Below are 22,232 nucleotides of genomic sequence, written 5' to 3' on the forward strand. Positions count from 1 at the left end.
GCCGTTGTGACATGTCACAACGGCGACACCGGGCCCGGGGGAACGGTCGCCGCCGCCCGCCCGCGGCGCGGCAGGTGCGGAACGAGTCCTGCGGGGGCGCGAGTCGGAGGCCGGGGTGCCGTCAGGCGGCGTCGCCGGGCCGTTCCCCGAGCAGCCGCGTGCGGAACAGGTCCAGGACCGTGTCCAGGGCCTGCCGCGTGGGCTGGCCGGGCTCGTCGACGAGATGCTCCGTCAGCACGGAGTGCGGCGGCATGACGGCCGCCGGGTTCGCGGCGCCGTCGTCCAGCTCGACGGCGACGAAGGCATCGCCCAGTTCGCGCCGCAGATACGCGAACCGGTCCCCGGGCACCAGCCGGTCGCCCCGGAACCGCAGCCCCAGGACCTGGAGTCCCTCGCGCTCGCACCGCCGCCGGACGACGGCGAGTTCCTCGGCCCCGATGTCGATGGTGCCCGCACGGCGCGGGAGAACGGCGAGCGGCAGCGACGGCTGGGAGAGCACCGGCGCGACGAGCCGTTCGTCCGTGGCCATGGCCAGGGCGAAACCACCGGTCACGCACATGCCGACGGCGCCGACGCCGGGGCCGCCGCAACGCTCGTGCTCGGCCGCCGCCAGCGCGCGCAGCCACCGCACGACCCGGGAGCTGCGCCCCGTGGCCAGGACCGTGAACTCCCGGCTCACGCACACCTGCCGCATCGACGACGCCATGCAGCGGGCGGTGCCCGTCCAGCCGTGGGCGGCGGGGTCCGCGTCACGACCGGGGGTGCCGAAGAGCACCGGGAGCACGGCGGTGCAGTTCAACGCCGCCACGCGCTCGGCGAACTCCAGGACCTTGGGGGTGATGCCGGGAATCTCCGCCATCACGATCACGGCGGGTCCTGTGCCCCGGCGCAGTACCCGGCGGGTGGTGCCGTCATGAGTGAACGTGTCCTGCGTGAAGCCGTTGAGATCGTGGTCGGCCATGGGCCCGCTCTCCCTCCGTCGTCTTCTCCGCGCCACAAGTTACCGTGAAGTAAGGCTTGTTGGCGAGGAACGACGGGACGCCGTCCGGCGCGCGGCCCCGGTCGCCGGGGAGCGGGCCCGCCCCGCCGGGCGGAGTCAGTCGGTCAGCGCCAGGCGCAGCGCGAAAGCGGCGATGACCGTACCGCTCACCCGGTCCAGGAGCTTGCGCGCCCGGGGCTTGCGCAGCCAGGTGCCCAGGGCGGACACGGAGGCGATGAGAACACCGGACCAGAGCACTCCCAAGGCGATGTGAACGCCGGTCAGCAACAGGCCCGTGGAGAAGTGCGGGGCGCCCGCCGGGATGAACTGCGGCAGCACCGCGACGTAGAAGACGCCCATCTTCGGGTTGAGGAGGTTCGTCAGGGTGCCCTGGCGCCAGCCGGCGAAGAAGGTGTCCGTGCTGCCCGCGGCCTCCACCGGCGCGGTGTCCCCGGCCCGGCCGCGGAAGGTGTCGCCGATCATCCGGGCGGCCATCCACAGCAGATAGGCCGCCCCGGCCCAGCGCAACACCTCGTAGGCGACGTGGGAGGCGGTCAGCAGGGCGGTCACACCGAGCGAGGTGAGCGCGCCCCAGAGGAAGGTGCCGGTCTGGATGCCCAGGACCACTCCCCAGGCGCGGGCGCGCCGGCCGAGAGCGGCGGTGCGCAGGACGAGGGCCGTGTCCAGGCCGGGGGTGAGGGTGAGGAGCCCTACGACGAGGGCGAAGGACCATAGCGCAGTGCTGGTTGCCATGGAATTCCACGATATACGCGCAGACGCACGGCGCAGCCGCCAGAGGCTGTGCCGTGCGTCACCGGCCGGGGCCGTGAGGCCCCGGGCTCACACGGCCGGCAGGCCGGTCAGCTGCTTCCCGTGCAGGGCCGCCAGCCGGTTGCCCTCGGACGCCAGGTACCACCGCTGGATGTCCTTGGTGCCGTCGTTGTAGGTCCAGCGCAGTTCCCCGTTGCCGGCGTCGAAGGCGAGGATGCCGCCGTTGTCGTCGAACTCCGTCGCCCCGTAGAGGGTGTTGCCCACCTTGACGAACTGCCACGGGTAGGCGACGTCCAGCGAGCCCTTGTTGTGCCAGATCTTCTTCCCGGTGGCGGGCTCGACCGCCCACAGGCCGTGCGCGGTGTCGGACGCGTAGAGAACACCGTCCAGGAGCGCCGGGTCGTTGAACCGGTTGAACTCCTCGGTGGCCAGCGACCAGCGTTCCTTGCCGTCGGCCAGGTCGAAGGCGCGCAGTTGGCGGCCGTTGGCGATGACGACCAGATCCTCGTGGATGACGAAGTCGAGGTTGTTGGACCGGCCGATCTTCTTCGTCCACGTCTGCTGCCCGGTCGCGGTGTCGCGGACGGTGAGGTTCTCGCGGAAGTCGGTGTAGACGAGGCGGCGGCCGACGGCCTTCGCGGTGACGCCGGTCTCCTCCGTGCCGTGGTCGCGCTGCTCGCGCCAGACGACCTTGCCGCTGGTGGTGTCGATCGCGGCGATCACGTTGTCCGGCGTCCGGAAGTCCTTGTCGAGGATGCCCGCGAGGACGTACACGTGGTCGCCGTCCGCGGCGATCGGACGGGGCTGGGAGTACTGGGTGCCCAGGTGGCTGCGCCAGGTCTCCTTGCCCGTGGCCGGGTCCAGGCCGACGACGTTCCCGTCGTACTGGGCGCTGGCCAGGTAGAGGGTGCCGTTGCCGATGAGCATGTTGGCGCCGGGGGTGGTGACCTCCTTGCGGGACCACACCTCCTTGCCGGTGGCGAGGTCGCGGCCCACCAGGGGGTCGCCGGACACGAGGACCACGCCGCCGACCACGGTGAGGGCGTGGTTGCCGGACAGGGCGTTGTTCGCCGTCGCGTTCTGCCACAGGGCCTTGGGCGCGGTGTTCGGCGGCGGAGTGGTGAAGGAGTCGTCGCCCTTGCCGCCACCCGGCTTCTGCGTGGTGCCGCCGGATGTGTCCTCCGGTGTGCAGCCCCACACACCGGCCCCGAGCAGCGCCAGTCCCAGGCCCTTGCCGGCCAGCTTCATCACCTGTCGGCGTGACGCGTTCTCTCGGATCATGGTTCTGTCCCCGTCTTCCTGCGATGTCGATGCCCGGCGCGCCGGATGCGGTGGGCGCTCGGGAGTGTCCGTGGAGCCCCGCCCTGCCTGCGGCCTGCGGATGGGGCTCCGCGGGCATGCCCTCGGAGCCGGATCAGATTAACCATCGAATTTCGGCCACCCGCGGCTCAGAACGCGGCCGGGACATCCCTGTGACCGAGCTGTCACGGTGATACAGAGAAAATTTGCCGGAGTTGCCCTGCTCTGTGCGGGTGGGGCCGGAGGCGATCCGGCCTCCCGCCCCGGCCGGCAACGGAGCGCCCCCGGATCCGCCGCAACGACCGGGAGCCCGGCCGGCGGGGCGGCGGTTTTGGCCGTGAAGCGGCGCTCGCGCATCGTATGTACACGGCAGGGGGCGCTCGATAGCCTGGCCGCATGGGGGAGAAGTTACGCGCGGTCGTACGGGATGTGGTGACGGAGAAGGCCCCGCAGGAGCTGGTGCTGCTCGATTCCCTGGAGTCCGTCGACGACGAACGGGTCACCGTTGTGTTCGCCGGACGGACGGCCCGGGAGGACACCCTCGGTTTCGGCCTGACCGAGGCCGCGGCCCTGGTCACACCGGTGGTGTGGCTGGTCCTGAACGAATTCGCCACCAAGGGGGCCGGCGTCGCGGCGGACAGCCTGCTGGCCCGGACCCGGGTGGGGCTGCGCAGGGCCCTTCGCCGCCCGGAGGTTTCCCCGGAGCGCGAGATGCCCGCCCTGACCCCCGACCAGCTCCGTGCCGTTCACGGGCGCGTGCGGGAACGGGCGGTGGCCGGAGGGCTCGACGACACGGTGGCCGAGGGGCTGGCCGACGCGGTGGTCTCCAGGCTGGCCAGGGAGGAACCGGCCGGCCCGCGGCGGGACGACACCGGGGAGCAGTCGGGCCCGGAGTGACGGGGAAGGCGCCGACATGGCTTCCGTCGAGACCCGAGACCTGGCGGGGCGCGCGACGACGCGGCGTTTCCTGCTGCTGGTCCTGGTTCTGCTGGCATCCTGCACGGCCCTGATCAGCAGGACGGCGCTGACCGTCGACGCCGCCGTCGCACTGCCGCGGTGCATGCGGAACAGCGGCGTCGACCCGGACGCACCGGCCTGGCAGATCGGACTCGCCGTCCGGTTCCATCAGGACGTCGTCGGCTGCCGGTCCGGCGCGGCCGAGGCCGCGGTGTACACCGCGCTGCTGTACACCGCGGCCGTCGTCGCGGCAGCTCTGCTGCTGTACTGGTGGCTGCCCCGCTGGAAGCGGCGGGGCGGCCGGCTCCCCGAGGTGCCCGGCACCGGCGAGGACGGGACAGCGATGCGCCGCCGGATGCCGAACGAGATTCACCGGCAAGCGGGTTGGCCGGTCCGGCCGGACCAGGGGGCCGCCCCGGCCGTGCCCGGCCGGGAGGAGACGGTGGACCGGGCCGGGGAAGGAACGGCGGACCGGGCCGGTGCGGGAACGGCAGGCCGAGCCGGAGCAGGAACCGGCGGCGACGCCCCGGATTCCCTTCCGGCGCACCTGACCCTGCTGGTGCGCCGGGCCGGTCTCTCCCGCGCCCCGGACTTCGTCGTCCGCCCCCGGGCCCTCTCCGCCGGTGCCGTGGCCTTCGGCCGCGCCCACCGGTACACCGTCTGCCTGCACGCGGGACTGCTGGCGCGCCGGACGACGGACCCGCGCAGGTTCGAGGCCGTGGTGCTGCACGAACTGGCCCACATCCGCAACCGTGACGTGGACCTGGCCTACCTCACCGTGGCGCTCTGGCGGGTCTTCCTGGCCATGGTGCTGATGCCCTGCCTCGCCGTCCACGGCCTGCTCGTCGTCCAGGACCGGGTGCTCGGGCCGGGACGTCTCTACTGGGAGGGGGCCGCGCCCGGCCTCGGCGAGCTGGTGCTCGGCGTCGCGCTGGTGGCGCAGACCCACCTGGCGCGGGCCGACATCCTCCGTCACCGGGAACTCGTCGCCGATCACGACGCCGTGACGTGCGGCGCCGACCCCGAGGTCTGGTCGGCCCAGCGCCCGTCGGCACGCGGCGCAGGACGGTGGGCGGCCGGGGTGCGCCGGGTGGCACGGCCGCTGCGCACCCACCCCTCCTGGTCGCAACGGTACGAGGCGCTCACCCGGCCCCCGGTTGCGGACCGCGGGGGCACGAAGACGCAGTTCGCGCTGTTCCTCGGCGCGCACGTCACGCTCGTCTACTGCGTGGTGTCCTGGTTGCGGCTCGGCGCGGTGCCCGCGAACACGGTCTTCTCGCTGGCCTATACGACCGTCCCCCTGATCGTGGCCACGGGCAGCGCCGTGGTGCCCCGCAAGACGGAGCGCTCCTCCGGCCGACCGGCCGGCAGACCCACCGAACCCACCGAAGCCGCCGGACCCGTCGAGGGCACCGGGCCCACCGCCCCCCGTGCGGGCCGGGCGCCCCTGATCGGCCCGGGTCCGGCAGGGCACGCACATCACCCCCGGCCGGGGATACGCCGGGGATCGCGAACCGTTCGTGCCTTCTGGCTGGGGCTCTGGATGCTCCCGGCGCTCTACGTCTACAACCCCCTGGCCGGCCTCGCGGAACCCACCGACACCATGGACGATGCCCTCACCGCGCCGTGGTTCTCCCCGCCGCTCCCCTCGTCGCCCCGGCCGCCGCGACCGGACGCGGTCACCCGCGACCGGATGGTCGCCTGGTACGCCGACGGCGGCCGGGAGATCCTCCGGCGCTACGAGTTCCAACTCTCCCGGAACCCGGGGAAGGACACCTCCGACGGCGCGGGGGACGAGCTCCTGCGCAGCCGCTGCGAGGCGATGCGCAAGGTTCTGGCGGACAGCCTGGAACTGCCTCCGTACCCCGAGCCGTCCGGCGAGAGGAGTCGGCGCACCCTGCTGACCTCGGTCGCCGAGGGCGACCGGCTCGCCTGCGCGTCCGGGAGCGATCGCGCGGCCCGTCTGCGGCTCACCGCGAGCATCTGGTACCTGGGAGCGGGCAACGCCCTCGCGCGGTTGCAGGGACTCGACCCCGAACAGGGCTGAGCCCGGCCGTCCCGTGCGCGACGGCGGCCGACTCTCTCCTCCGCCCCGGCGCGCACACCGGGCGCCCCCGAGCCGGACCGCCGACGCAGGGGGCGCCGCACCGGAAACGGTCCGGTGCGGCGCCCTCGGGTCTCTCGTCCGGGTCAGGCCAGGGACGCGGCGCGGGCGGGGTCGATGGCGTGCTGGAGGGGCTCGTTCCGCACGAAGCGGCTCAGTTCGTCGAGCACGAGCTGCCCGAGACGGTTGCGTTCGGCCCCGAGAGCGCCGCCCAGATGGGGAGTCAGGACGACATTGGGCAGGGTGAAGAGCGGCGAGTCGGGAGAAGGGGGCTCCGGGTGCGTGACATCGAGTACGGCGGTGAGGTCCGGCCTGGTCCGCAGCACCTCCGCCACGGCCGCCTCGTCGACGAGCGCGCCGCGCGCGGTGTTGATCAGTGTCGCGCCGGGCTCCATGGAGTTCAGCAGCCGGGCCCCGATCATGCCGCGGGTCTCGGGCAGGAGCGGTGCGTGGAGACTCACCACCTGGCAGGTGGCGAAGAGCTCCTCGACGCCGACGAGCCGCACGCCCGCCTGCCGGGCGGTGTCCGCCGAGGCGACGGGGTCCGTGGCGAGGACCTCCACGTCGAAGCGGGCGAGGTGGGACGCGACGAGACGGCCGATGTGCCCGAGCCCCAGCAGACCCACGCGCGACCGGTAACCGCCGGGGACCCTCGGGTTGTGGGGGAAGCCGCGGCTGCTCGCCACCTCCCGGCCGATGCGGTGGACCTGCTTCAGCCCCAGGAGGATCTGGGCGAGGGAGAACTCCGCCACCGGGACGGCGTTGGCCGCGGCCGCCGAGACGATCGGGATGCCGCGCGCCCAGAACTCCGGTGTGGTCAGGTGCCGCACGGAACCCGCCGCGACCAGAACCGCCTCGAGGCGGGGGGCGTGGGACAGGAGTGCGGCGTCGAGAACGGGCGCGCCCCAGCCCGTGAACAGTATGTCGACCTCCCGCAGCACCTCGGGGTCCTCGCCGAGCTGCTGCCCGGTGAGGGGCGGACCCTGCCAGCGCGCGAGCCTGCCGATTCCGGTCAGTACCTCGTCGGGGTAGACGTCCGCCCTGCGTTCTTCCTCCATGACCAGCAGTGCTGTCGGTCCGGTGGCCGGCTCGTTCATGTCGGTGCGCTCCTCAGCTCTTCCGCTGACGGAACGTCAGCGAATCGACCCACGACTCCCGGTCGGGCGTGTGGGGAAATGTCTGACTGGATGTCGAGGATTGGCGTGGCTTGTTCGGTACCTCGGCCGACGCGCTTGCAGCACGATACATCGGATGACTGCAAAGCCCCTCAGGTGAAGCTTAGCCGCCTGCCGTTCGAAGTCCCGGGGGTCGTTGCGGGTGCCCGTGATCGTCGCGAAGCGGAGTGATCGGTTCCTCGGAGGGCCGTACTGTCGCCCCATCAGGCAATACCTCGGGATGTCCGGCCTCTTCGCGGAGGTGTCTGGCCACAAGTGCGGTGCGGGGGAGAGGATGTGCCCGGAGTCTCGCGGGCTTCCGCGAGATTTTTGTATTCATCGGACTATTGACCGTGGATTCGGACCCCGTTAGCGTCCCGGGCAAGCGCTTTCCAGGCCAGCTGTGATGCGTCGAAACAGGAGTTGTCATGCAGAGATCGCGGTGGATCGGTGCGGGTGTTCTCGCTTCGGCACTGGTCCTCACCAGCTGTACATCAGGGCCTGCGGGAGTGGACGCCAAACAGGATCCCAAAGCCCCCCTCGAACTGTGGACCAGGACGACACCGGGCGGACCGGGGGAACAGGGGGCGCTCCGGCTCGCCGCCGCCTTCGAGAAGGCCACCGGCTACAAGGTGAAAGTCACGGCGATCTTCGACGACTTCGAGACCAAGCTGCAGCAGCGGGCCGCGCAGAAGAAGCTCCCCGACATCGTCATGAACGACGTCACGCAGCTCGGAGCCATGCACAGCCAGGGCCTGCTGCGGGAGATCGACCTGGGCAAGCTCAAGAACAGCGGACAGGTCGTCGGCCAGGGGCTGGACTCCGGCAAGAGCGTGGACGGCAAGCAGTACGGCCTGCCGTACTCGGCGCAGGCGTCCGCACTGCTCATCCGCAAGGACTGGCGGGAGAAGCTGAAGCTCCAGGTCCCCGGCAGCTGGGACGACTTCGCCGCGATGGCCAAGGCCTTCACCGAGAAGGACCCCGACGGCGACGGCAAGAAGAACACCTTCGGCCTCGCCGCCCCCCTGTCCACCAAGCGCGGCTACGCCTCCTGGTACTTCTCCAACTTCCTCTGGGCCGCGGGCGGCGACTTCATCACCGAGACCGGGGACGGCAAGTACAAGCCCGCGATGGCCACGAAGGAATCGGCCGCGGCGATGAAGTGGTTCCGCGACCTCGGCTGCAAGGACAAGGCGGTCCAGCCCGGCGCCGTGACCATGGAGACCCCGCCCACGAACGAGACGTTCGAGGCGGGCCGGACCGGCATGTTCGTCGTCGGCCCGTACCTGCTGCCCCGCTTCGACGAGACGCTCGGCAAGGACAAGTACGAGGTCGTGCCGATGCCCAAGGGCCCGAAGGACGCCACCGTGCTCGCCGAGGGCGGCTCCGTCTACCTCATGGCCGGTTCCGAGAACATGGCGGGCCAGGACGCCTTCGCCGACTTCGCCATCTCCGCCGAGGGCCAGAAGACCGGCATGCAGGGCGAGACCGGCTTCACCGTGCAGCTGCCCGTCAACAAGACGGTGAAGATCTCCGAGGTCCGCCCCGACCCCCGCTGGACGACCTACGCCGAGGTGTACCAGAACTCCGGCCGGTACGCCCCGTCCGTCCCGAACTGGACCCCCGTACGGCAGACGACCGCCGAGACCGTCAACGCCCTGATGGCCGACTGCAGCCTGGACGTCGACACCAAGCTCGGCGAACTCGACAAGCAGCTCGCCGACATCCTCCAGGAACAGGGAATCGCCGCGTCATGAGCCTTGACCAGGCGGATCCGGCCGCCCTCCCGGCGGCCGGCCCCGCCGCCCGGACCACGGGCGGCCCGGCCGGCGGGGCCGCTGCCGGCCGCCGCGGGCGCAGCGGCCGGGGCGGCCGGTGGTGGACGCCCTGGCTGTTCCTGGCCCCCGCACTGCTCCTCTTCCTGTACTTCAAGTTCATCCCCATGGCCAGCGCGCTGACCATGTCCTTCCAGGAAGTCCAGCCCTACCTCGGCAACAAGTGGGTCGGCACCGAGAACTACTCCACGGTGCTCCAGTCCGACGGCTTCCGCGAGGCGGCGTGGCACACCGTCGTCCTCGCCGCCGGGCAGACCGCCGGCTCGATGGCCCTCGGCCTCGTGCTCGCGCTGCTGATGGAAGGCCAGGGACGCCGCCTCGGATTCGTGCGCTCCGCCGCGTTCCTGCCGGTGGTGGTACCGATCGCGGTCGTCGCCGAACTGTGGCGGATCATGTACCACCCGACCGGGGACGGCATGCTCAACTCCCTCCTCGGCCTGGTGGGGTTCGGCCCCTCGGGGTTCATCAACGACCCCGATTCGTCGATGGCCTCCATCATGGTCACCGGCATCTGGCGCGGCGCCCCCTACGACATGATGATCTTCCTCGCCGGTCTCACGAGCGTGGACCGCGGCCTGTACGAGGCGGCGAAGGTCGACGGCGCGTCCAGGCTCCAGCGGGTGTGGCACGTGACGGTGCCCGGCCTGCGCTCGGTGTTCTCGATCCTGTTCATCCTCGCCGCGATCCGCGGACTGCGCGTCTTCACCGAGGTGTTCCTCCTCACCAACGGCGGACCCGACGGCTCCACCGAAGTCGTGATGACCCTGATCTACAAGCTCGGGCTGGAGCAGAACCGACTCGGTGTCGGCGCGGCGGGAGCCGTCCTGCTCTTCGTCGCGACGCTGATCCTGACCATCGCCGTCCACCTGTTGCGACGGAGGGAGAGCAAATGAACGCGCCGACCGAGACGGCCCTGGGCCTGACCGAGAGCAGGAGCGCGGGCGGGCGGATCCTGAAGGCCGTCACCTACCTGCTGGTGCTGATCGTCTTCGCGGGCCCCCTCCTGGCCCTGCTCGTCAGCGCCTTCGGCCACGTCAAGGACCCCACGCAGCTGAGCATCATCCCCTCGGGCACGACCCTGGACAACTTCAGGATCGCCTTCGACCAGGGCGTGCTCGCGTACCTGCTGAACTCGTTCTTCGTGGTCGGCTTCGGACTGCTGCTCCAGGTGGCCGTCTCCGTCCTCGCCGGATACGCGCTGGCCAGGAAGGTCTTCCCCGGGATGACACTGGTGCTCGTCGCCATCCTGGCCACACTCATGCTGCCCGAGGAGATCCTGGCCCTCCCGCTGTCCGTGATCCTCGCCGACCTGCCGGTGGTCCACTTCAACCTCATCGGCACCCTGGCCGGAATGATCGTCCCGCTGGGCGCGTGGGGATTCTCCATCCTGGTGATGACCGAGTTCATGAAGGACGTGCCCAAGGAACTGGAGGAGGCCGCGCGCATCGACGGCGCCGGGGACCTGCGCATCTTCGCGCAGATCATCATGCCGATGTGCAAGCCGGCGCTCGGGGTCATCGGGGTCTTCGGCTTCACCATGATCTGGGACCAGTACCTGCTGCCCCTCCTGGTGTCCACCGACTCCTCCTCCTACACGCTCCCGCTGGCGCTGCGAACCCTGCGGGTCGACCCCGCCGTCACGCCCGGGGTGGTGATGGCCGCGTCCCTGCTGGCCCTCCTCCCCTCCGTGATCGTCTTCCTGTTCTTCCAGCGTTCCTTCGTCCACGGCCTGTCCTCCGGAGCCCTGAAGGGCTGACCCGGCAGAACACCCGGCGCCCCTGCTGCGCGGGCCGGCCACGAGAGACCGCCGGCCGGCCCGCCACCACGCGCCGCGCCCGCCCCGCCCCACCCCGCACGCCCCCCTTCCGGTCACACCGCACGGAGCGCCGACAGCGCCCCGACGGACATCGACGACAAGGAGCAATGCCCCCATGACCCCGAGCGCCGACACCCCCTCGGTGGCCCCGTCCGAGCCCGCCGCCACCCCGGCCCCCGCCGGGAGCCCGGAGACGACCTGGTTCACCACCGACCGGTTCGGCATGTTCGTCCACTGGGGCCTGTACTCCCTGGCCGCACGGCACGAGTGGGTCAAGAACCGGGAGAAGCTGACCGACGAGCAGTACCAGGTCTACTTCGACCACTTCGACCCCGACCGCTACGACCCGGCCCGGTGGGCCAGGGCGGCCAGGGCGGCGGGCATGCGCTACGTCGTCCTGACCACCAAGCACCACGACGGCTTCTGCCTGTGGGACAGCGCCCTCACCGACTACAAGGTCACCAACACCCCCCACGGCCGCGACCTCCTCGGGCCGTTCGTCGAGGCGTGCCGCGCCGAAGGGCTCAAGGTCGGCTTCTACTACTCGCTGATCGACTGGCACCACCCCTCCTTCCCCGTGGACGGCACCCACCCGCAGCGCGACGACGAGGAGTTCAAGGCCGCCCACGCCGACCGCGACATCCGCGACTACCAGCGCTACCTGCACGGCCAGGTCCGGGAGCTGCTGACGTCCTTCGGACGCATCGACTACCTGTTCTTCGACTTCTCGTACGCGGGCCGGATCTGGTGGGGAGGCAAGGGCCCCGACGACTGGGACTCCCCGAAGCTCCTGGAGACGGTCCGCGAACTCCAGCCGCACATCCTCGTCAACGACCGCACCGGCCTCCCCGGCGACTTCGTCACCCCCGAGCAGTACCAGCCCTCCGGCCCCATGACCGAGAACGGGCGGCCCGTGCTGTGGGAGGCGTGCCAGACTCTCAACGGAAGCTGGGGCTACGACCGCGACAACCTCGACCACAAGAGCGCCGACCTGCTGATCCGCATGCTCGTCGACGGCGTCTCCAAGGGCGGCAACCTGCTGCTCAACGTCGGCCCCAACGGCCGAGGCGACCTCGACCCGCACGCCGTCGCCGTCCTCGACGAGATCGGCCGCTGGATGGAGCTGCACGAACGGTCCGTCCGCGGCTGCGGGCCCTCCCCGTACACCCCGCCCGCCGACTGCCGGTACACCCAGCGCGGCAACCGGCTCTACGTCCACCTGTTCGCCTGGCCGCTGGGCCATCTGCACCTGCCCGGACTCGCCGGCCGGGTACGCTACGCCCAACTGCTGAACGACGCGTCCGAGATCATCCGGGTCCGGATCGACCCCGGCCGGCCCGCGCTCAACACGGAGATGGGCGGGCAGCCCGCCGGCACGCTCACGCTGAAGATCCCCGTCCGGCGTCCCGACACCCCCGTACCCGTCATCGAGCTGTACCTCGACACCCCGGACGACGGGGCCGACGGCTGAGAGCCCGGCGGGTGGCCTCCGGCCGGGCGGCCACGCCCCGGCAGGCACTCCCCAAGGCCTTGAGGGCCAGGGAGGGACCCTCCCGCGTGGCCGAAATGTCCGGGCAGCTCCTGCCCCGAGCCCTCGACGAGCGGGGGAGACCCCGCCCGAGGACATTCCGGCGCCCTGGATCGCAGGCACCGGACCGCGTCCGCTCCCGATCGAAGGCCACCCGACAGGCTCCGAGCCGGCTCCCGTCCCCGGCCCACCACCACACTCACGGAGGCATCATGCAACGCCGCACGTTCCTCATGGGCACCGCGGCAGGGGCGGCGCTGGTCGCCGTCCCCACCGGCGGACTCCTCACCGCGAGCGCGACGGCGGCCCCGGCCGCGGTCGGCTCGCTGGACGAGCTCCAGTCCGCGATCGACCGGGCCCGGCCCGGTGACCGGATCGTCGTCGCCGACGGCAGATACACCGTCCCGCCGGACAGGCCCCTCACCATCCGGGACAAGCAGGGCAGCGGGCGCGCGCCCATCACCATCGCCGCCCGGACCACGGGCGGCGTCGTCCTCGACGGATCCCACAGCTTCGTCCTCGACCGCTCCAGCCACATCACCCTCAGCGGCTTCTCCTTCCGCCAGAGCACCACCCTGGAGATCCCCGAGACCTGCTCGCACATCAGGCTCACCCGCAACGACTTCCAGCTCGCCGACATCGAGGGCCTGCACTGGGTGATGGTGCGCGCGGACGACAGCACGGTCGACCACAACCACTTCCACCACAAGAGCACACTCGGCATCTACCTCGGCATCGAGGGCGCGGGCACGGAGGAGATGGCCCAGCGCGTCCACGTGTACCGCAATTACTTCTCCGACCACAGCTTCACCGGCTCCAACGGCGGCGAGCCGATCCGGCTCGGCGTCAGCCCCCGCGCCCTGTCCAGTGCCCACGCCGTCGTCGAGTACAACCTGTTCGAGCGCGCCGACGGCGACCCCGAGGCCATCTCCGTCAAGAGCTCCGACAACACCGTCCGGTACAACACCATCCGCGACAGCTTCGGCGGCATCGTCCTGCGCCACGGCAACCGCACCCGCGTGGAGGGCAACCACTTCCTCGGCGGCACGGAGGGGATGCGGATCTACGGCAACGACCACGTGATCGTCAACAACCACCTCAACGGCCTCGCCGGCCGGGCCCTGGTGATCGGCAGCGGTTCGGAGCGCGACCACCTGCCCGGCGAGACACCCGAAGCGCGCCGCGGCAATGACGCGCCCGACCGGGTCCTCATCGCGTACAACACCCTTGTGAACAACGACGGCACGCTCTCCGGGGAGAGCCACCGCCCGCACGAGCCGAGGGACGTCACCGTCGCCGACAACCTCTTCGTCGCGGACTCGGGCGAACTGGTCGCGATGGCGAACACCGTACGTTTTGCCTGGTCCGGCAACATCCTGTGGGGTGCGGCCCCCGACGGCAACATCCCGGCCGACGGCTTCACCCGCGTCGACCCGAAGCTGGTGACGGGCCCCGACGGCGTCGCCCGGCTGTCGGCGGGCAGCCCGGCGATCGGCGCGGGCACCCTCGGGCAGCCGCCGGTCACCCACGACATCGACGGCCACCCGCGCGGCCGGCTCCGGGACGTGGGCTCCGACGAGTACTCGGACAGGGCCCCCAGGCACAGGCCGCTGACCCCGGCCGACGTCGGCCCCCACGCCCGCTGAGCACGACCGGAGGCGGGGCGGCCGACCAGGACCGGCCGCCCCACCACCGGTCATCCGGCACGTCCAGCCGCGGGGGCTGTACGGATCGGCCCGGTCACGTTCTCGTCGCTACAGGAGGCACCATGCAACGACGCACGTTCCTCAGAAGCACCGCGGTGGCGGCCCTCGCCGCCGTCCCCCTCGGCACCTCGATGGCGGTCGAGGCCTCGGCGGCCGACACGCCCGTCAGCACCCTGGCCGAACTCCAGAGCGCGATCAACGCCGCCGCCCCCGGCGACCGGATCGTCGTGGCCGACGGAACCTACACCGTTCCGGCCGGCGGAGCGATCAACATCTCGGGCAAGAACGGCACCGGCGCCGCGCCGATCACCATCGTGTCCAAGAGCCGGGGCGGCGCGGTCCTCCGCGGCGAACGCAGCTTCGTCCTCGCCAATTCGAGCAACATCACCATCAGCGGCTTCGCCTTCCGGCAGAGCACCACGCTGGAGATCCCGGTGACCTGTTCCTCGATCCGGCTGACCCGCAACGACTTCCAGCACGCCGACACCGGCGATTCGCACTGGGTCGTCGTACGGGCGGACAACACGAAGATCGACCGGAACCACTTCCACGACAAGACCACCGTCGGCGTCTTCCTCGTCGTCGACGGCCCCGGCTCGACCGCCATGGCCCAGAACACCCACATCCTCCGGAACCACTTCTCCGACCACAACTTCGCCGGGGCCAACGGCGGCGAGTCGATCCGGCTCGGCGTCAGCAGCCGGGCCCTGTCCAGCGCCCACGCCGTCGTCGAGTACAACCTGTTCGAGCGCGCCGACGGCGACCCCGAGGCCATCTCCGTCAAGTCCTCCGACAACACCGTCCGGTACAACACCATCCGCGACAGCCTCGGCGGCATCGTCCTGCGCCACGGCAACCGCTCCAGGGTGGAGAGCAACCACCTGATCGGCGGCACCAACGGCGTACGGCTCTACGGCAACGACCACGTGATCGTCAACAACTACCTCGCCGGACTGTCCGAACGGGCCCTGGTCGTCGGCAGCGGCACCACCCGCGACCACAACTCGGGCGAGACGGCGGACGAGCGGCGCGGCAACGACGCGTGCGACCGTGCCGTGATCGTGCACAACTCCCTGATCAACAACGGCAGTACGCTCTCGGGCGAGAGCCGGACGTACGAGCCCCGGGACGTCACCGTCGCCGACAACCTGCTCGTCGGTGACACCGGCAGTCTGGTCGCGATGGGGACGACCACCAACTTCACCTGGCAGAGCAACATGTTGTGGGGCGCCGCCTCCAACGGCAACATCCCCTCCGGCGGTTTCACCCGGGCCGATCCGAAGCTGGTGGCGGGTTCGGACGGTGTGTTCCGGCTGTCGGCGGGCAGCCCGGCGATCGGCGCGGCCACCCTGGGCAGCCCGGCCGTGACCGACGACATCGACGGCGACCAGCGCGGCAGCATCCGGGACATCGGCGCCGACGAGTACGCGACGGTGCCCGCCCTGCGCCATCCCCTCACGACCGCGGACGTGGGACCGAACGCGGCGTGAGCGGACGGGGATGACCCGGTACGGGTGAACGGAGAACGGCGAGGCGGCCCGCTCGGGGGCGGGTCATCTCACCTTTCCCGGACGACGGCCGGGAACCCCCCACCGCACGGCCCCGGAGGAGAGCCGTGCGAGACCATGGAAGAACCGCCACGGGGCGGCCGCGGAAAGGGAAGCAGTGACCATGAGGAGAAGCAGCCCGGTGCGACGCACCGCGTTCCGACCGGGCCGGGTGGCCCCGTGACCGGGCTGGGGCTGTGCTCGGTCACCTTCCGGGGGCTGCCCGCCGAGGAGGTCGCACGCCGCGCCGCGGACGCCGGGCTCGACGTGATCGAGTGGGGAGCGGACGTGCACGCTCCCTGGACGGAGCCCGACACGCTCCGCGCCGTCCGCGACGCCTCCGACCGGTACGGGCTCACCTGCTGTTCGTACGGCTCGTACTACCGCGCCACCCCCGGCGAGACGGACGGGTTCCCGGCGGTCGCCCGCGCCGCGGCCCTCCTGGGCGCACCACGGATACGGGTGTGGGCGGGCGGCACCGGATCGGGCACGGCCACCCCGGAGGAACGGCGGGAGACCACGGCCTGCCTGCGGGAGGCGGCCCGGATCGCCGCGGACCACGGACTGGAACTCGGGCTGGAATTCCACTCGAAGACCCTCACCGACACCGTCGCCTCGACCGCCCGGCTGCTGGACGAGGTGGGCGCGGACAACCTCCGCACCTACTGGCAGCCACCGCTCGACGCGCCCGACGACGAGGCGCTGGCCGGGCTCGCCGAACTCGTCGACCGGGTCGGCGCGGTGCACGTCTTCTCGTGGTGGCCGGGCAACCACCGACTGCCACTGGCCGAGCGCGAGGACCTGTGGAACGGAGTCTTCGACCTGCTGCACCGGCGGGGCAAACGGCCCCAGGCCCTCCTGGAGTTCGTGCCCGGCGACGACCCCGCCGTACTGGTACGCGAGGCCACGACACTGCGACGCGTGACGGCCCACCGGTCCGGGGCCGCGGCACGGACGAACGGTTCCCACCCCATCACTCCGACGTCAGGACGGTAGACGACACACATGCGCATCACGGAGAAGGACACACTCCTGTTCATCGGTGACTCCATCACCGACTCGGGCCGCGACCGCACGGACCCGGCATCGCTCGGCGACGGATACGTCCACGACATCGCGCGGACCCTGCGCGACCGGGCGGGCACCGGACCGGGCCCCACCGTCCTCAACAGGGGCATCAGCGGCCACCGGGTGTACGACCTCGCACCCCGCTGGACCACCGACGTCATCGACCACCGGCCCACCGTGGTCACGGTCAAGATCGGCATCAACGACACCTGGCGCCGCTACGACCAGGAACTCATCAGCCCCGTCGACGAGTTCGAGGCATGCCTCGACCGGCTGCTCACGGAGACGGAACGCAGGCTCTCCGCACGACTGGTCGTCATCACCCCCTTCCTGCTCCCCGTCACCCCGGGGCAGGAGGAGTGGTTCGAGGACCTGGCACCCCGCACCGACGCAGTCCTGCGCACCGCGCTCGCCCACAACGCCCTGGTGGTCCGCGCGGATCTCGTCCTGCCCCGCGCCGCCGAGGACGAGGGGGCGGCGGAACTGGCCCCGGACGGGGTCCACCCGACGCCTCTCGGCCACCGGCTGATCGCCGATGCCTGGTTCGCCGAGGTCGACTCCGCCCCGTCGAACTCCTGACGGCCGTGCGGTACGGAAGACGGCGTCGACGCCGGCAATTCGACCCGGCACACGTGCATGTGATGTCCCGTCAGGAATATCTCGCGGCAGTCCGGTGAAACCGGGCGGCCCCCGTTGCGAGGAGCGCCGTGCGCTGCGGCGCTCCTCGCAACGCGCTGCCCGGCCGACGCCACCCGGTGTTGGGGTCGTCGCGCCCGCCTCGTTGGGAGGAGCACGCGATGGATCTCGCCTTGACGATCGTCTTCGGCGCACTGGCCGTGATCGCGGGCGTGGCAGCGGTTTTCTTCTGGATGCCGGCGGTCATGGGCCTGCGCGACCGCACACCGCCGAGCCCGCACGACCCCCAGGAGCACATCCGCCGGTTCGTCGAGCGGTGGAACGGGCCGCTGCCCGACGTCGCGGGCTGGCTGGGCACCGGGCAGGGCGGTCGGAACCCGGACGCGCGGATCGCGGTGCTGCTGAACTGCCGGGGCGGCGAGGCGACGGACACCCACACGGTCTGTTCGCTCACGGTACGGCTGCCCGACGGGGCGACCGCCGAGATCACCGGTGTCCAGCTGTCGGAGCCGGACCGGGCGGCGCGCGGTTCGTTCCTCCCCGTGCACGGCGGCGGCGCCGACGGCGAGATCACGCCCGCGGACAGCCTGGACGAGAAGGACACCCGGCGGCTGTTGCTCGACCACAAGCAGGCACTCGGGCTGATCGACCTGATCACGCGCATCGTGCTGGAGAACGGGCGGGCGGGCACGGCCACCGTCGCCGAGATCCGCCCGACGGGCCGTTTTCGGTACTGAGATGACCCACTCCGCCGGACACCGGGAAGCACGGGAAACACCAGAAACGCGGGAAACACCGGAAGAACCCGACGCATTCATGCTGCGGGCACACGCGGCCGACCGGCGCGTACTGATCCGGCGGTTGCGGTGGACCGTGCCCGCGACCGCCCTCGCCGCCACGGACTCGGCACGGGCCGCATGGAACGACACACCGACGGCCACCGTCCCCGGCCCGGCCGTATGCGTCCTGCTTCCCGCCCCCGGCCGGGGAGCGGGAGAACGCTGACCGGCCGGTGACGGCGGCTGTCCGGCGCCGGGCCGGGAACCGGTGCGCAGCGGCACCGTCAGCTGCTCGCGCCATGCCCCCGTGGTGAAGCCACGGCCTTGATACCGAAAACGCGCGGCCCCAAGTGCCATACGTCCAGGGGCTACCGGGTCACCGGGTGCGGTAGGCGTCGACGAGGGTCTGGGTGAGGGTGCGCCCCTCGGTGTCGGTCAGTTCCGCGCGCAGGGAGACGCCGGTGTTCGCACGCGGATTGTGGACCGTGACGGCGCCGCGCTCGACCGGGAGCCGGGTCCACGAGGCGCCGCCGTCCGTGGAGACCGACACGGCGAGCGAACGCACCTGCCCGGATGCGCCGGCCCCCAGCACGGTGACCGGGACCTGCAACGTCGTGTTCGCCGCCGCGGTGCCGGTCGCATCGAGCACGGGCGAGAACCGCACGACGCTCACCGGCACCGGGACGGGCCCGGCCGTGGTGTCCGAGACGAAGGTCCACGACGCGGTGACACGGGTGGCGGTGCTGGGCGCGCCGTCACGCCTCACGGTGCTGGTGACGCGGTACGCCGCACGCCCCGGCGGCACGGTGAAGCGGGCCTGCCCGGGGGCACCGGTCCGGGTCGCGACGAGCACGCCGTCGCGGTACAGGCTGGTCGACGCCTTGGCGTACGACGGCGCCGACGGCACATGGCCGTCGCCGTCGGCGAGCAGCGGGACGTCGACGGCGAGCTCGTCGCCGTCGCGCACGACGCCCGGACGGCCGGTGAGCGTGGGACCGAAGACGGCGTTGTCGAAGGTGTGCGTGGTCGTGGCCCCGGCGCGCACGGCGATGCGGTCGGCCGAGTACCGGTTCGAGGGCGCGCCGGGGGCGCCCGGGGCCGTGTAGGTGATGTCCCAGGTGCCGCGTCCGGGGGTCACGAAGTGGGTGACGCTGCCGGGGAGCGCCGTCCGCTGGGCGACGCCGACCGTCGGCCCGGCGCTCGGCTGCAGGTCGATGGAGCCCGCGTCCGTGCTGCCCGGCCGGGCGGCGGCATGGACCCGCACCGTCGCCAGTTCCTCGGCGCAGGGGTGCCGGGTGAGACCCGTCAGGGCGCGGGTGCCGGTGAAGACGTAGCCGAGCGCGTACCCGGCGGACCCGGTCGTCCAGTACGAGTCGAACCACTGCTTCACCGACCCGGCTTCGGCGGCGGGACCGAGGTGGGCGACGCGCAGTTGTGACGAGGAGGAGATCCGGTTGAGGAGCCGTTCCGTGCCGCCGTGCGTGACCTGGACGAACATCCCGCTGTGCAGGAAGCTTGCGGAACGGTCGGGCGGTCGTACGTCGACCGGGGCGGTGGTCCGGGCGTCGACGGTGACGGTGGTGTCGCGGTCGAGGTCCAGGCGCGGCTGCACGATCCAGTCCGTACCGGCCGCGTTGTCACCGGAGGTCAGGGAACTGTCCAGCAGGTACCGGCCCCTGGGCAGCCGCACCGTGGTCGTGCCGGAGGCGTCGTGGGGCCGGACGACCTGGTCGGCGCCCGCCCCGGAGATTCCGGTGACGGTGGTTTCGTAGTCCCCGGTCGGACGGCCGGAGCGGTCGAGGTGCGTGATGGTGAGTGCGTACGTCTCGGGCTCCGCGGCGGAGGCCGCGGTGCCCTGAAGGGGCGTCAGGCCGCCGACCAGGGCGACGGCGAGAGTCAGGGTGCGCAGGGCGCCCCGGCGGGACACGGAAGAATCGCTCATGACCTGCACTGCACCGGCGAACCACCGGGTTCCCGTGAGCTGCGTCACTCCGGGTGCGGGGTCCGTCCCCGGCTCGCGGGTGTGGCGCACGTCACGGGAACCCGCGCGACGAAACCGGCAGAACCAAAGTGTGGAATCACTCATGAGGAACCGCTTCCGCAGCGGAGACCGCGACGCCCTGGGGGAGCTGTACGACGAGCACGCCCAGGTGCTCCACCGCTATGCCCTGCGGGTCACGGGCGACTGGACGGAGGCCGAGGACGTCGTCTCGGCGACCTTCCTGGAGGCGTGGCGCAGCCGGGAGAGCCTGCGGCCCGAAGGGGACAGCCTGCGCCCGTGGCTGTTGGGCATCGCCACCAACGTCATGCGCCGCAACTCCCGTGCCCGCAGACGCCGCGAGACGGCGCTGGCCCGTGTCCCGGAGCGCGGCTCCGTACCGGACTTCGCCGACGACCTCGTCGCGCACCTCGCGGACTTCGAGCAGTTGCGCGCCGCGCACCGGGCACTCGCCCGGCTGCGCCGCCGCGACCGGGAGGTCTTCACGCTCGTGGTGTGGGAGGGCCTGGACTACGCCGCCGCGGCCGAGGCGCTCGGCGTACCGGTGGGCACCGTCCGCTCACGGCTGTCCCGGGCCCGGAACCGGCTGCGCGAACTCACCGGTGCGAAGGCCCCCGCCGCACGCACCCGGCCCGGCCCGGCCGGCCCCGGCCGCCCGCCCGCGACGGAGCACCGTGAGCACCCCACCACACCCGACCAGCCGGTACCGGGCCGCATCGCCGTGGCCCGCCCCTCGATCCAGGAGAACCACGGATGAACACGCCCCCGCGGCACCGCACCCACCACCGGCCGGAGGAGGACGAACGGCGCGACCTCACCGATCTGCTGCCCCCGCCCCCGGTCCCCGCCATGAGGTCCGACCGCGAACGGCTGCTGAAGGAAGCCCTGTTGCGCGAGGCAGGCCCTGCCGCACCGGCCGGTGCCCGCACCGCCAGGCCCTCGTATTCGCGCCCGTGCCTGCGGTCGGTCCGGTTCGTGGCCCCGGCCGTCGCCTGCGCCCTGGTGGTCGGCGGTGTCATGGCGGTGAACCTCGCCGACGCACCCGGACGCGGCACCTCCACGACCACGGGCGGCGGCACCCCCCACGCGTCCGAGGCGGCACACCTCCTCGACCGCATCGCGCTCGCCGCGGCGGAGGAGGAACGGCCGACGGTCCGCACCGGCCAGTTCGTGTACGTCGAGAGCAAGGTCGCGTACGCCGCGCAGAGCGCCGGGGGAGGCCCCGTGACCATGCCTCCCGTGCACCGGCGACAGGTGTGGCTGTCGGCCGACGGCAGCCGCCCCGGCCTGCTGCGCGAGGAAGGGCAGCCCGACTCCGTGCTCGACGCGCAAGGCGCCGAGGGACCGGTACAGACCCTCGACGGTCCGGGGGCGACACCCCGGCCGGGCACCCTGCACGGCTCCGGCCCCTCGATCGACCACCCGACCCACGCGTACCTCGCCTCGCTGCCCACCGACCCCGACGCCCTGCTGCGGCTGATCCGCGATCAGACCCGTGGCCGGGGACAGGACCCGGACCAGCAGGCGTTCACCACGATCGGCGACCTGCTGGCCGAGACCTGGGCCCCGCCACGGGTCGGCGCGGCGCTCTACCGGGCAGCCGCGAGGATTCCCGGCGTCACGGTGGTCCGCGCGGCAGCCGACGCCACGGGACGTGAGGGCGTCGCCGTCGCCCGTACGGCGCACGGACAGCAGACGCAGTGGATCTTCGACCGGACCACGTACGCGTTCCTCGGGGAACGCACGGTCCTGGCCGAAACCGGGGACGAGGGCCCGGCGGGGACCGTCGTCGGCACCTCCGCGGTACTCACCAGGGCCGCGGTCGATCGCGCAGGCGAGACGGGGTAGCGCACCGGCTCGTCGTCGATCCCGAGCGTTTCCACGGAACAAAGCCCTGTCACGGGGGGGTGTGGCACGCCACCCCGGGGAAAGTGTCGGTCGGATGCACGGAACCCTCTAGAGTGCGAGGTCCAAGGAGCGGCAAGTCTCCGGACGTGAGCCGGGTTTGAGCAGAGGTCCCGGCCCGACCGAGTCGGGCACGGGTAGGGGAGCGG

General features: G+C 71.9%; 19 protein-coding genes. 14 read left to right on the forward strand and 5 right to left on the reverse strand.

Features of this window, described 5'->3' with window-relative positions; translation table 11 throughout:
• Positions 1-121 precede the first annotated feature (121 nt).
• The 3 genes from ACWCXX_RS29615 to ACWCXX_RS29625 all read right to left on the reverse strand — a co-directional run bounded on the left by ACWCXX_RS29615 (position 122) and on the right by ACWCXX_RS29625 (position 3,031).
• Positions 122-961 carry a dienelactone hydrolase family protein gene (locus tag ACWCXX_RS29615; protein ID WP_451132526.1) on the reverse strand — a complete coding sequence of 280 codons (840 nt, stop codon included), beginning with the start codon at positions 959-961 and terminating at the stop codon, positions 122-124.
• Between the two features lie 135 nt (positions 962-1,096).
• Positions 1,097-1,732, reverse strand: a complete 636-nt coding sequence (locus ACWCXX_RS29620; RefSeq protein WP_451132528.1) for a LysE family translocator — start codon at positions 1,730-1,732, stop codon at positions 1,097-1,099.
• Positions 1,733-1,819: 87 nt separating this feature from the next.
• Positions 1,820-3,031: an outer membrane protein assembly factor BamB family protein gene (locus ACWCXX_RS29625; protein ID WP_451132530.1), complete on the reverse strand. Its 1,212-nt coding sequence runs from the start codon at positions 3,029-3,031 to the stop codon at positions 1,820-1,822.
• 414 nt (positions 3,032-3,445) lie between these two features.
• Here ACWCXX_RS29625 and ACWCXX_RS29630 point away from each other — a divergent pair, with 414 nt between their 5' ends.
• Positions 3,446-3,946, forward strand: coding sequence for a hypothetical protein (locus tag ACWCXX_RS29630; RefSeq protein ID WP_451132532.1), 501 nt, complete (start codon positions 3,446-3,448; stop codon positions 3,944-3,946).
• 16 nt (positions 3,947-3,962) lie between these two features.
• The gene (locus ACWCXX_RS29635; protein ID WP_451132534.1) at positions 3,963-6,053 is read left to right on the forward strand and encodes a M48 family metalloprotease; all 2,091 of its coding nucleotides are present in this window, start codon (positions 3,963-3,965) and stop codon (positions 6,051-6,053) included.
• Between the two features lie 143 nt (positions 6,054-6,196).
• On the opposite strand, the gene ACWCXX_RS29640 is transcribed toward ACWCXX_RS29635, so the two are convergent.
• Complete coding sequence (locus tag ACWCXX_RS29640) at positions 6,197-7,207, reverse strand: hydroxyacid dehydrogenase (protein ID WP_451132536.1); 1,011 nt, start codon at positions 7,205-7,207, stop codon at positions 6,197-6,199.
• A gap of 485 nt (positions 7,208-7,692) precedes the next feature.
• On the opposite strand from ACWCXX_RS29640, the gene ACWCXX_RS29645 reads away from it, so the two are divergent.
• The 10 genes from ACWCXX_RS29645 to ACWCXX_RS29690 all read left to right on the forward strand — a co-directional run bounded on the left by ACWCXX_RS29645 (position 7,693) and on the right by ACWCXX_RS29690 (position 18,405).
• On the forward strand, positions 7,693-9,021 hold the full coding sequence (locus tag ACWCXX_RS29645; protein ID WP_451132538.1) for a sugar ABC transporter substrate-binding protein: 1,329 nt from the start codon (positions 7,693-7,695) through the stop codon (positions 9,019-9,021).
• Entirely contained in the window at positions 9,018-9,992 is a 975-nt protein-coding gene (locus ACWCXX_RS29650) for a carbohydrate ABC transporter permease (protein ID WP_451132540.1), read from the forward strand. The genes ACWCXX_RS29645 and ACWCXX_RS29650 overlap by 4 nt, the downstream gene beginning before the upstream one ends.
• Positions 9,989-10,855 carry a carbohydrate ABC transporter permease gene (locus ACWCXX_RS29655; protein WP_451132542.1) on the forward strand — a complete coding sequence of 289 codons (867 nt, stop codon included), beginning with the start codon at positions 9,989-9,991 and terminating at the stop codon, positions 10,853-10,855. Before ACWCXX_RS29650 ends, ACWCXX_RS29655 begins: the two co-directional genes overlap by 4 nt.
• Positions 10,856-11,030: 175 nt before the next feature.
• Positions 11,031-12,386: an alpha-L-fucosidase gene (locus ACWCXX_RS29660; RefSeq protein ID WP_451132544.1), complete on the forward strand. Its 1,356-nt coding sequence runs from the start codon at positions 11,031-11,033 to the stop codon at positions 12,384-12,386.
• A gap of 269 nt (positions 12,387-12,655) precedes the next feature.
• Positions 12,656-14,089, forward strand: a complete 1,434-nt coding sequence (locus ACWCXX_RS29665) for a polysaccharide lyase 6 family protein (protein ID WP_451132546.1) — start codon at positions 12,656-12,658, stop codon at positions 14,087-14,089.
• A gap of 122 nt (positions 14,090-14,211) precedes the next feature.
• Positions 14,212-15,639 (forward strand): chondroitinase-B domain-containing protein, encoded by a 1,428-nt coding sequence (locus tag ACWCXX_RS29670; RefSeq protein ID WP_451132548.1) that lies wholly within the window; start codon positions 14,212-14,214, stop codon positions 15,637-15,639.
• Positions 15,640-15,876: 237 nt separating this feature from the next.
• Positions 15,877-16,692, forward strand: a complete 816-nt coding sequence (locus tag ACWCXX_RS29675; protein ID WP_451132550.1) for a sugar phosphate isomerase/epimerase family protein — start codon at positions 15,877-15,879, stop codon at positions 16,690-16,692.
• Between the two features lie 9 nt (positions 16,693-16,701).
• Positions 16,702-17,343, forward strand: coding sequence for an SGNH/GDSL hydrolase family protein (locus ACWCXX_RS29680; protein ID WP_451132552.1), 642 nt, complete (start codon positions 16,702-16,704; stop codon positions 17,341-17,343).
• Between the two features lie 218 nt (positions 17,344-17,561).
• The gene (locus ACWCXX_RS29685) at positions 17,562-18,137 is read left to right on the forward strand and encodes a hypothetical protein (RefSeq protein WP_451132554.1); all 576 of its coding nucleotides are present in this window, start codon (positions 17,562-17,564) and stop codon (positions 18,135-18,137) included.
• Positions 18,138-18,216: 79 nt separating this feature from the next.
• Positions 18,217-18,405: a hypothetical protein gene (locus ACWCXX_RS29690; protein WP_451132556.1), complete on the forward strand. Its 189-nt coding sequence runs from the start codon at positions 18,217-18,219 to the stop codon at positions 18,403-18,405.
• Between the two features lie 150 nt (positions 18,406-18,555).
• On the opposite strand, the gene ACWCXX_RS29695 is transcribed toward ACWCXX_RS29690, so the two are convergent.
• Entirely contained in the window at positions 18,556-20,121 is a 1,566-nt protein-coding gene (locus ACWCXX_RS29695; RefSeq protein ID WP_451132558.1) for a serine protease, read from the reverse strand.
• 142 nt (positions 20,122-20,263) lie between these two features.
• Between ACWCXX_RS29695 and ACWCXX_RS29700 the strand changes: the two genes are divergently transcribed.
• Together ACWCXX_RS29700 and ACWCXX_RS29705 are read left to right on the forward strand one after the other, a co-directional pair.
• Positions 20,264-20,935: an RNA polymerase sigma factor gene (locus ACWCXX_RS29700; RefSeq protein WP_451132560.1), complete on the forward strand. Its 672-nt coding sequence runs from the start codon at positions 20,264-20,266 to the stop codon at positions 20,933-20,935.
• The gene (locus ACWCXX_RS29705; RefSeq protein WP_451132562.1) at positions 20,932-22,026 is read left to right on the forward strand and encodes a CU044_5270 family protein; all 1,095 of its coding nucleotides are present in this window, start codon (positions 20,932-20,934) and stop codon (positions 22,024-22,026) included. The genes ACWCXX_RS29700 and ACWCXX_RS29705 overlap by 4 nt, the downstream gene beginning before the upstream one ends.
• Positions 22,027-22,232: the final 206 nt, after the last annotated feature.

It is taken from the genome of Streptomyces sp. NPDC001732 (genome assembly GCF_053596315.1).

Excerpts from the sequence above, each read along its gene's own strand:
- ACWCXX_RS29620 (WP_451132528.1), bottom strand. The coding sequence starts at position 1,732 with ATGGCAACCAGCACTGCGCTATGGTCCTTCGCCCTCGTCGTAGGGCTC.
- ACWCXX_RS29705 (WP_451132562.1), top strand. The coding sequence starts at position 20,932 with ATGAACACGCCCCCGCGGCACCGCACCCACCACCGGCCGGAGGAGGAC.
- ACWCXX_RS29660 (WP_451132544.1), top strand. The coding sequence starts at position 11,031 with ATGACCCCGAGCGCCGACACCCCCTCGGTGGCCCCGTCCGAGCCCGCC.
- ACWCXX_RS29680 (WP_451132552.1), top strand. The coding sequence starts at position 16,702 with ATGCGCATCACGGAGAAGGACACACTCCTGTTCATCGGTGACTCCATC.
- ACWCXX_RS29625 (WP_451132530.1), bottom strand. The coding sequence starts at position 3,031 with ATGATCCGAGAGAACGCGTCACGCCGACAGGTGATGAAGCTGGCCGGC.
- ACWCXX_RS29655 (WP_451132542.1), top strand. The coding sequence starts at position 9,989 with ATGAACGCGCCGACCGAGACGGCCCTGGGCCTGACCGAGAGCAGGAGC.
- ACWCXX_RS29615 (WP_451132526.1), bottom strand. The coding sequence starts at position 961 with ATGGCCGACCACGATCTCAACGGCTTCACGCAGGACACGTTCACTCAT.
- ACWCXX_RS29670 (WP_451132548.1), top strand. The coding sequence starts at position 14,212 with ATGCAACGACGCACGTTCCTCAGAAGCACCGCGGTGGCGGCCCTCGCC.
- ACWCXX_RS29665 (WP_451132546.1), top strand. The coding sequence starts at position 12,656 with ATGCAACGCCGCACGTTCCTCATGGGCACCGCGGCAGGGGCGGCGCTG.
- ACWCXX_RS29650 (WP_451132540.1), top strand. The coding sequence starts at position 9,018 with ATGAGCCTTGACCAGGCGGATCCGGCCGCCCTCCCGGCGGCCGGCCCC.
- ACWCXX_RS29695 (WP_451132558.1), bottom strand. The coding sequence starts at position 20,121 with ATGAGCGATTCTTCCGTGTCCCGCCGGGGCGCCCTGCGCACCCTGACT.
- ACWCXX_RS29645 (WP_451132538.1), top strand. The coding sequence starts at position 7,693 with ATGCAGAGATCGCGGTGGATCGGTGCGGGTGTTCTCGCTTCGGCACTG.
- ACWCXX_RS29640 (WP_451132536.1), bottom strand. The coding sequence starts at position 7,207 with ATGAACGAGCCGGCCACCGGACCGACAGCACTGCTGGTCATGGAGGAA.
- ACWCXX_RS29630 (WP_451132532.1), top strand. The coding sequence starts at position 3,446 with ATGGGGGAGAAGTTACGCGCGGTCGTACGGGATGTGGTGACGGAGAAG.
- ACWCXX_RS29690 (WP_451132556.1), top strand. The coding sequence starts at position 18,217 with ATGCTGCGGGCACACGCGGCCGACCGGCGCGTACTGATCCGGCGGTTG.
- ACWCXX_RS29700 (WP_451132560.1), top strand. The coding sequence starts at position 20,264 with ATGAGGAACCGCTTCCGCAGCGGAGACCGCGACGCCCTGGGGGAGCTG.
- ACWCXX_RS29635 (WP_451132534.1), top strand. The coding sequence starts at position 3,963 with ATGGCTTCCGTCGAGACCCGAGACCTGGCGGGGCGCGCGACGACGCGG.
- ACWCXX_RS29685 (WP_451132554.1), top strand. The coding sequence starts at position 17,562 with ATGGATCTCGCCTTGACGATCGTCTTCGGCGCACTGGCCGTGATCGCG.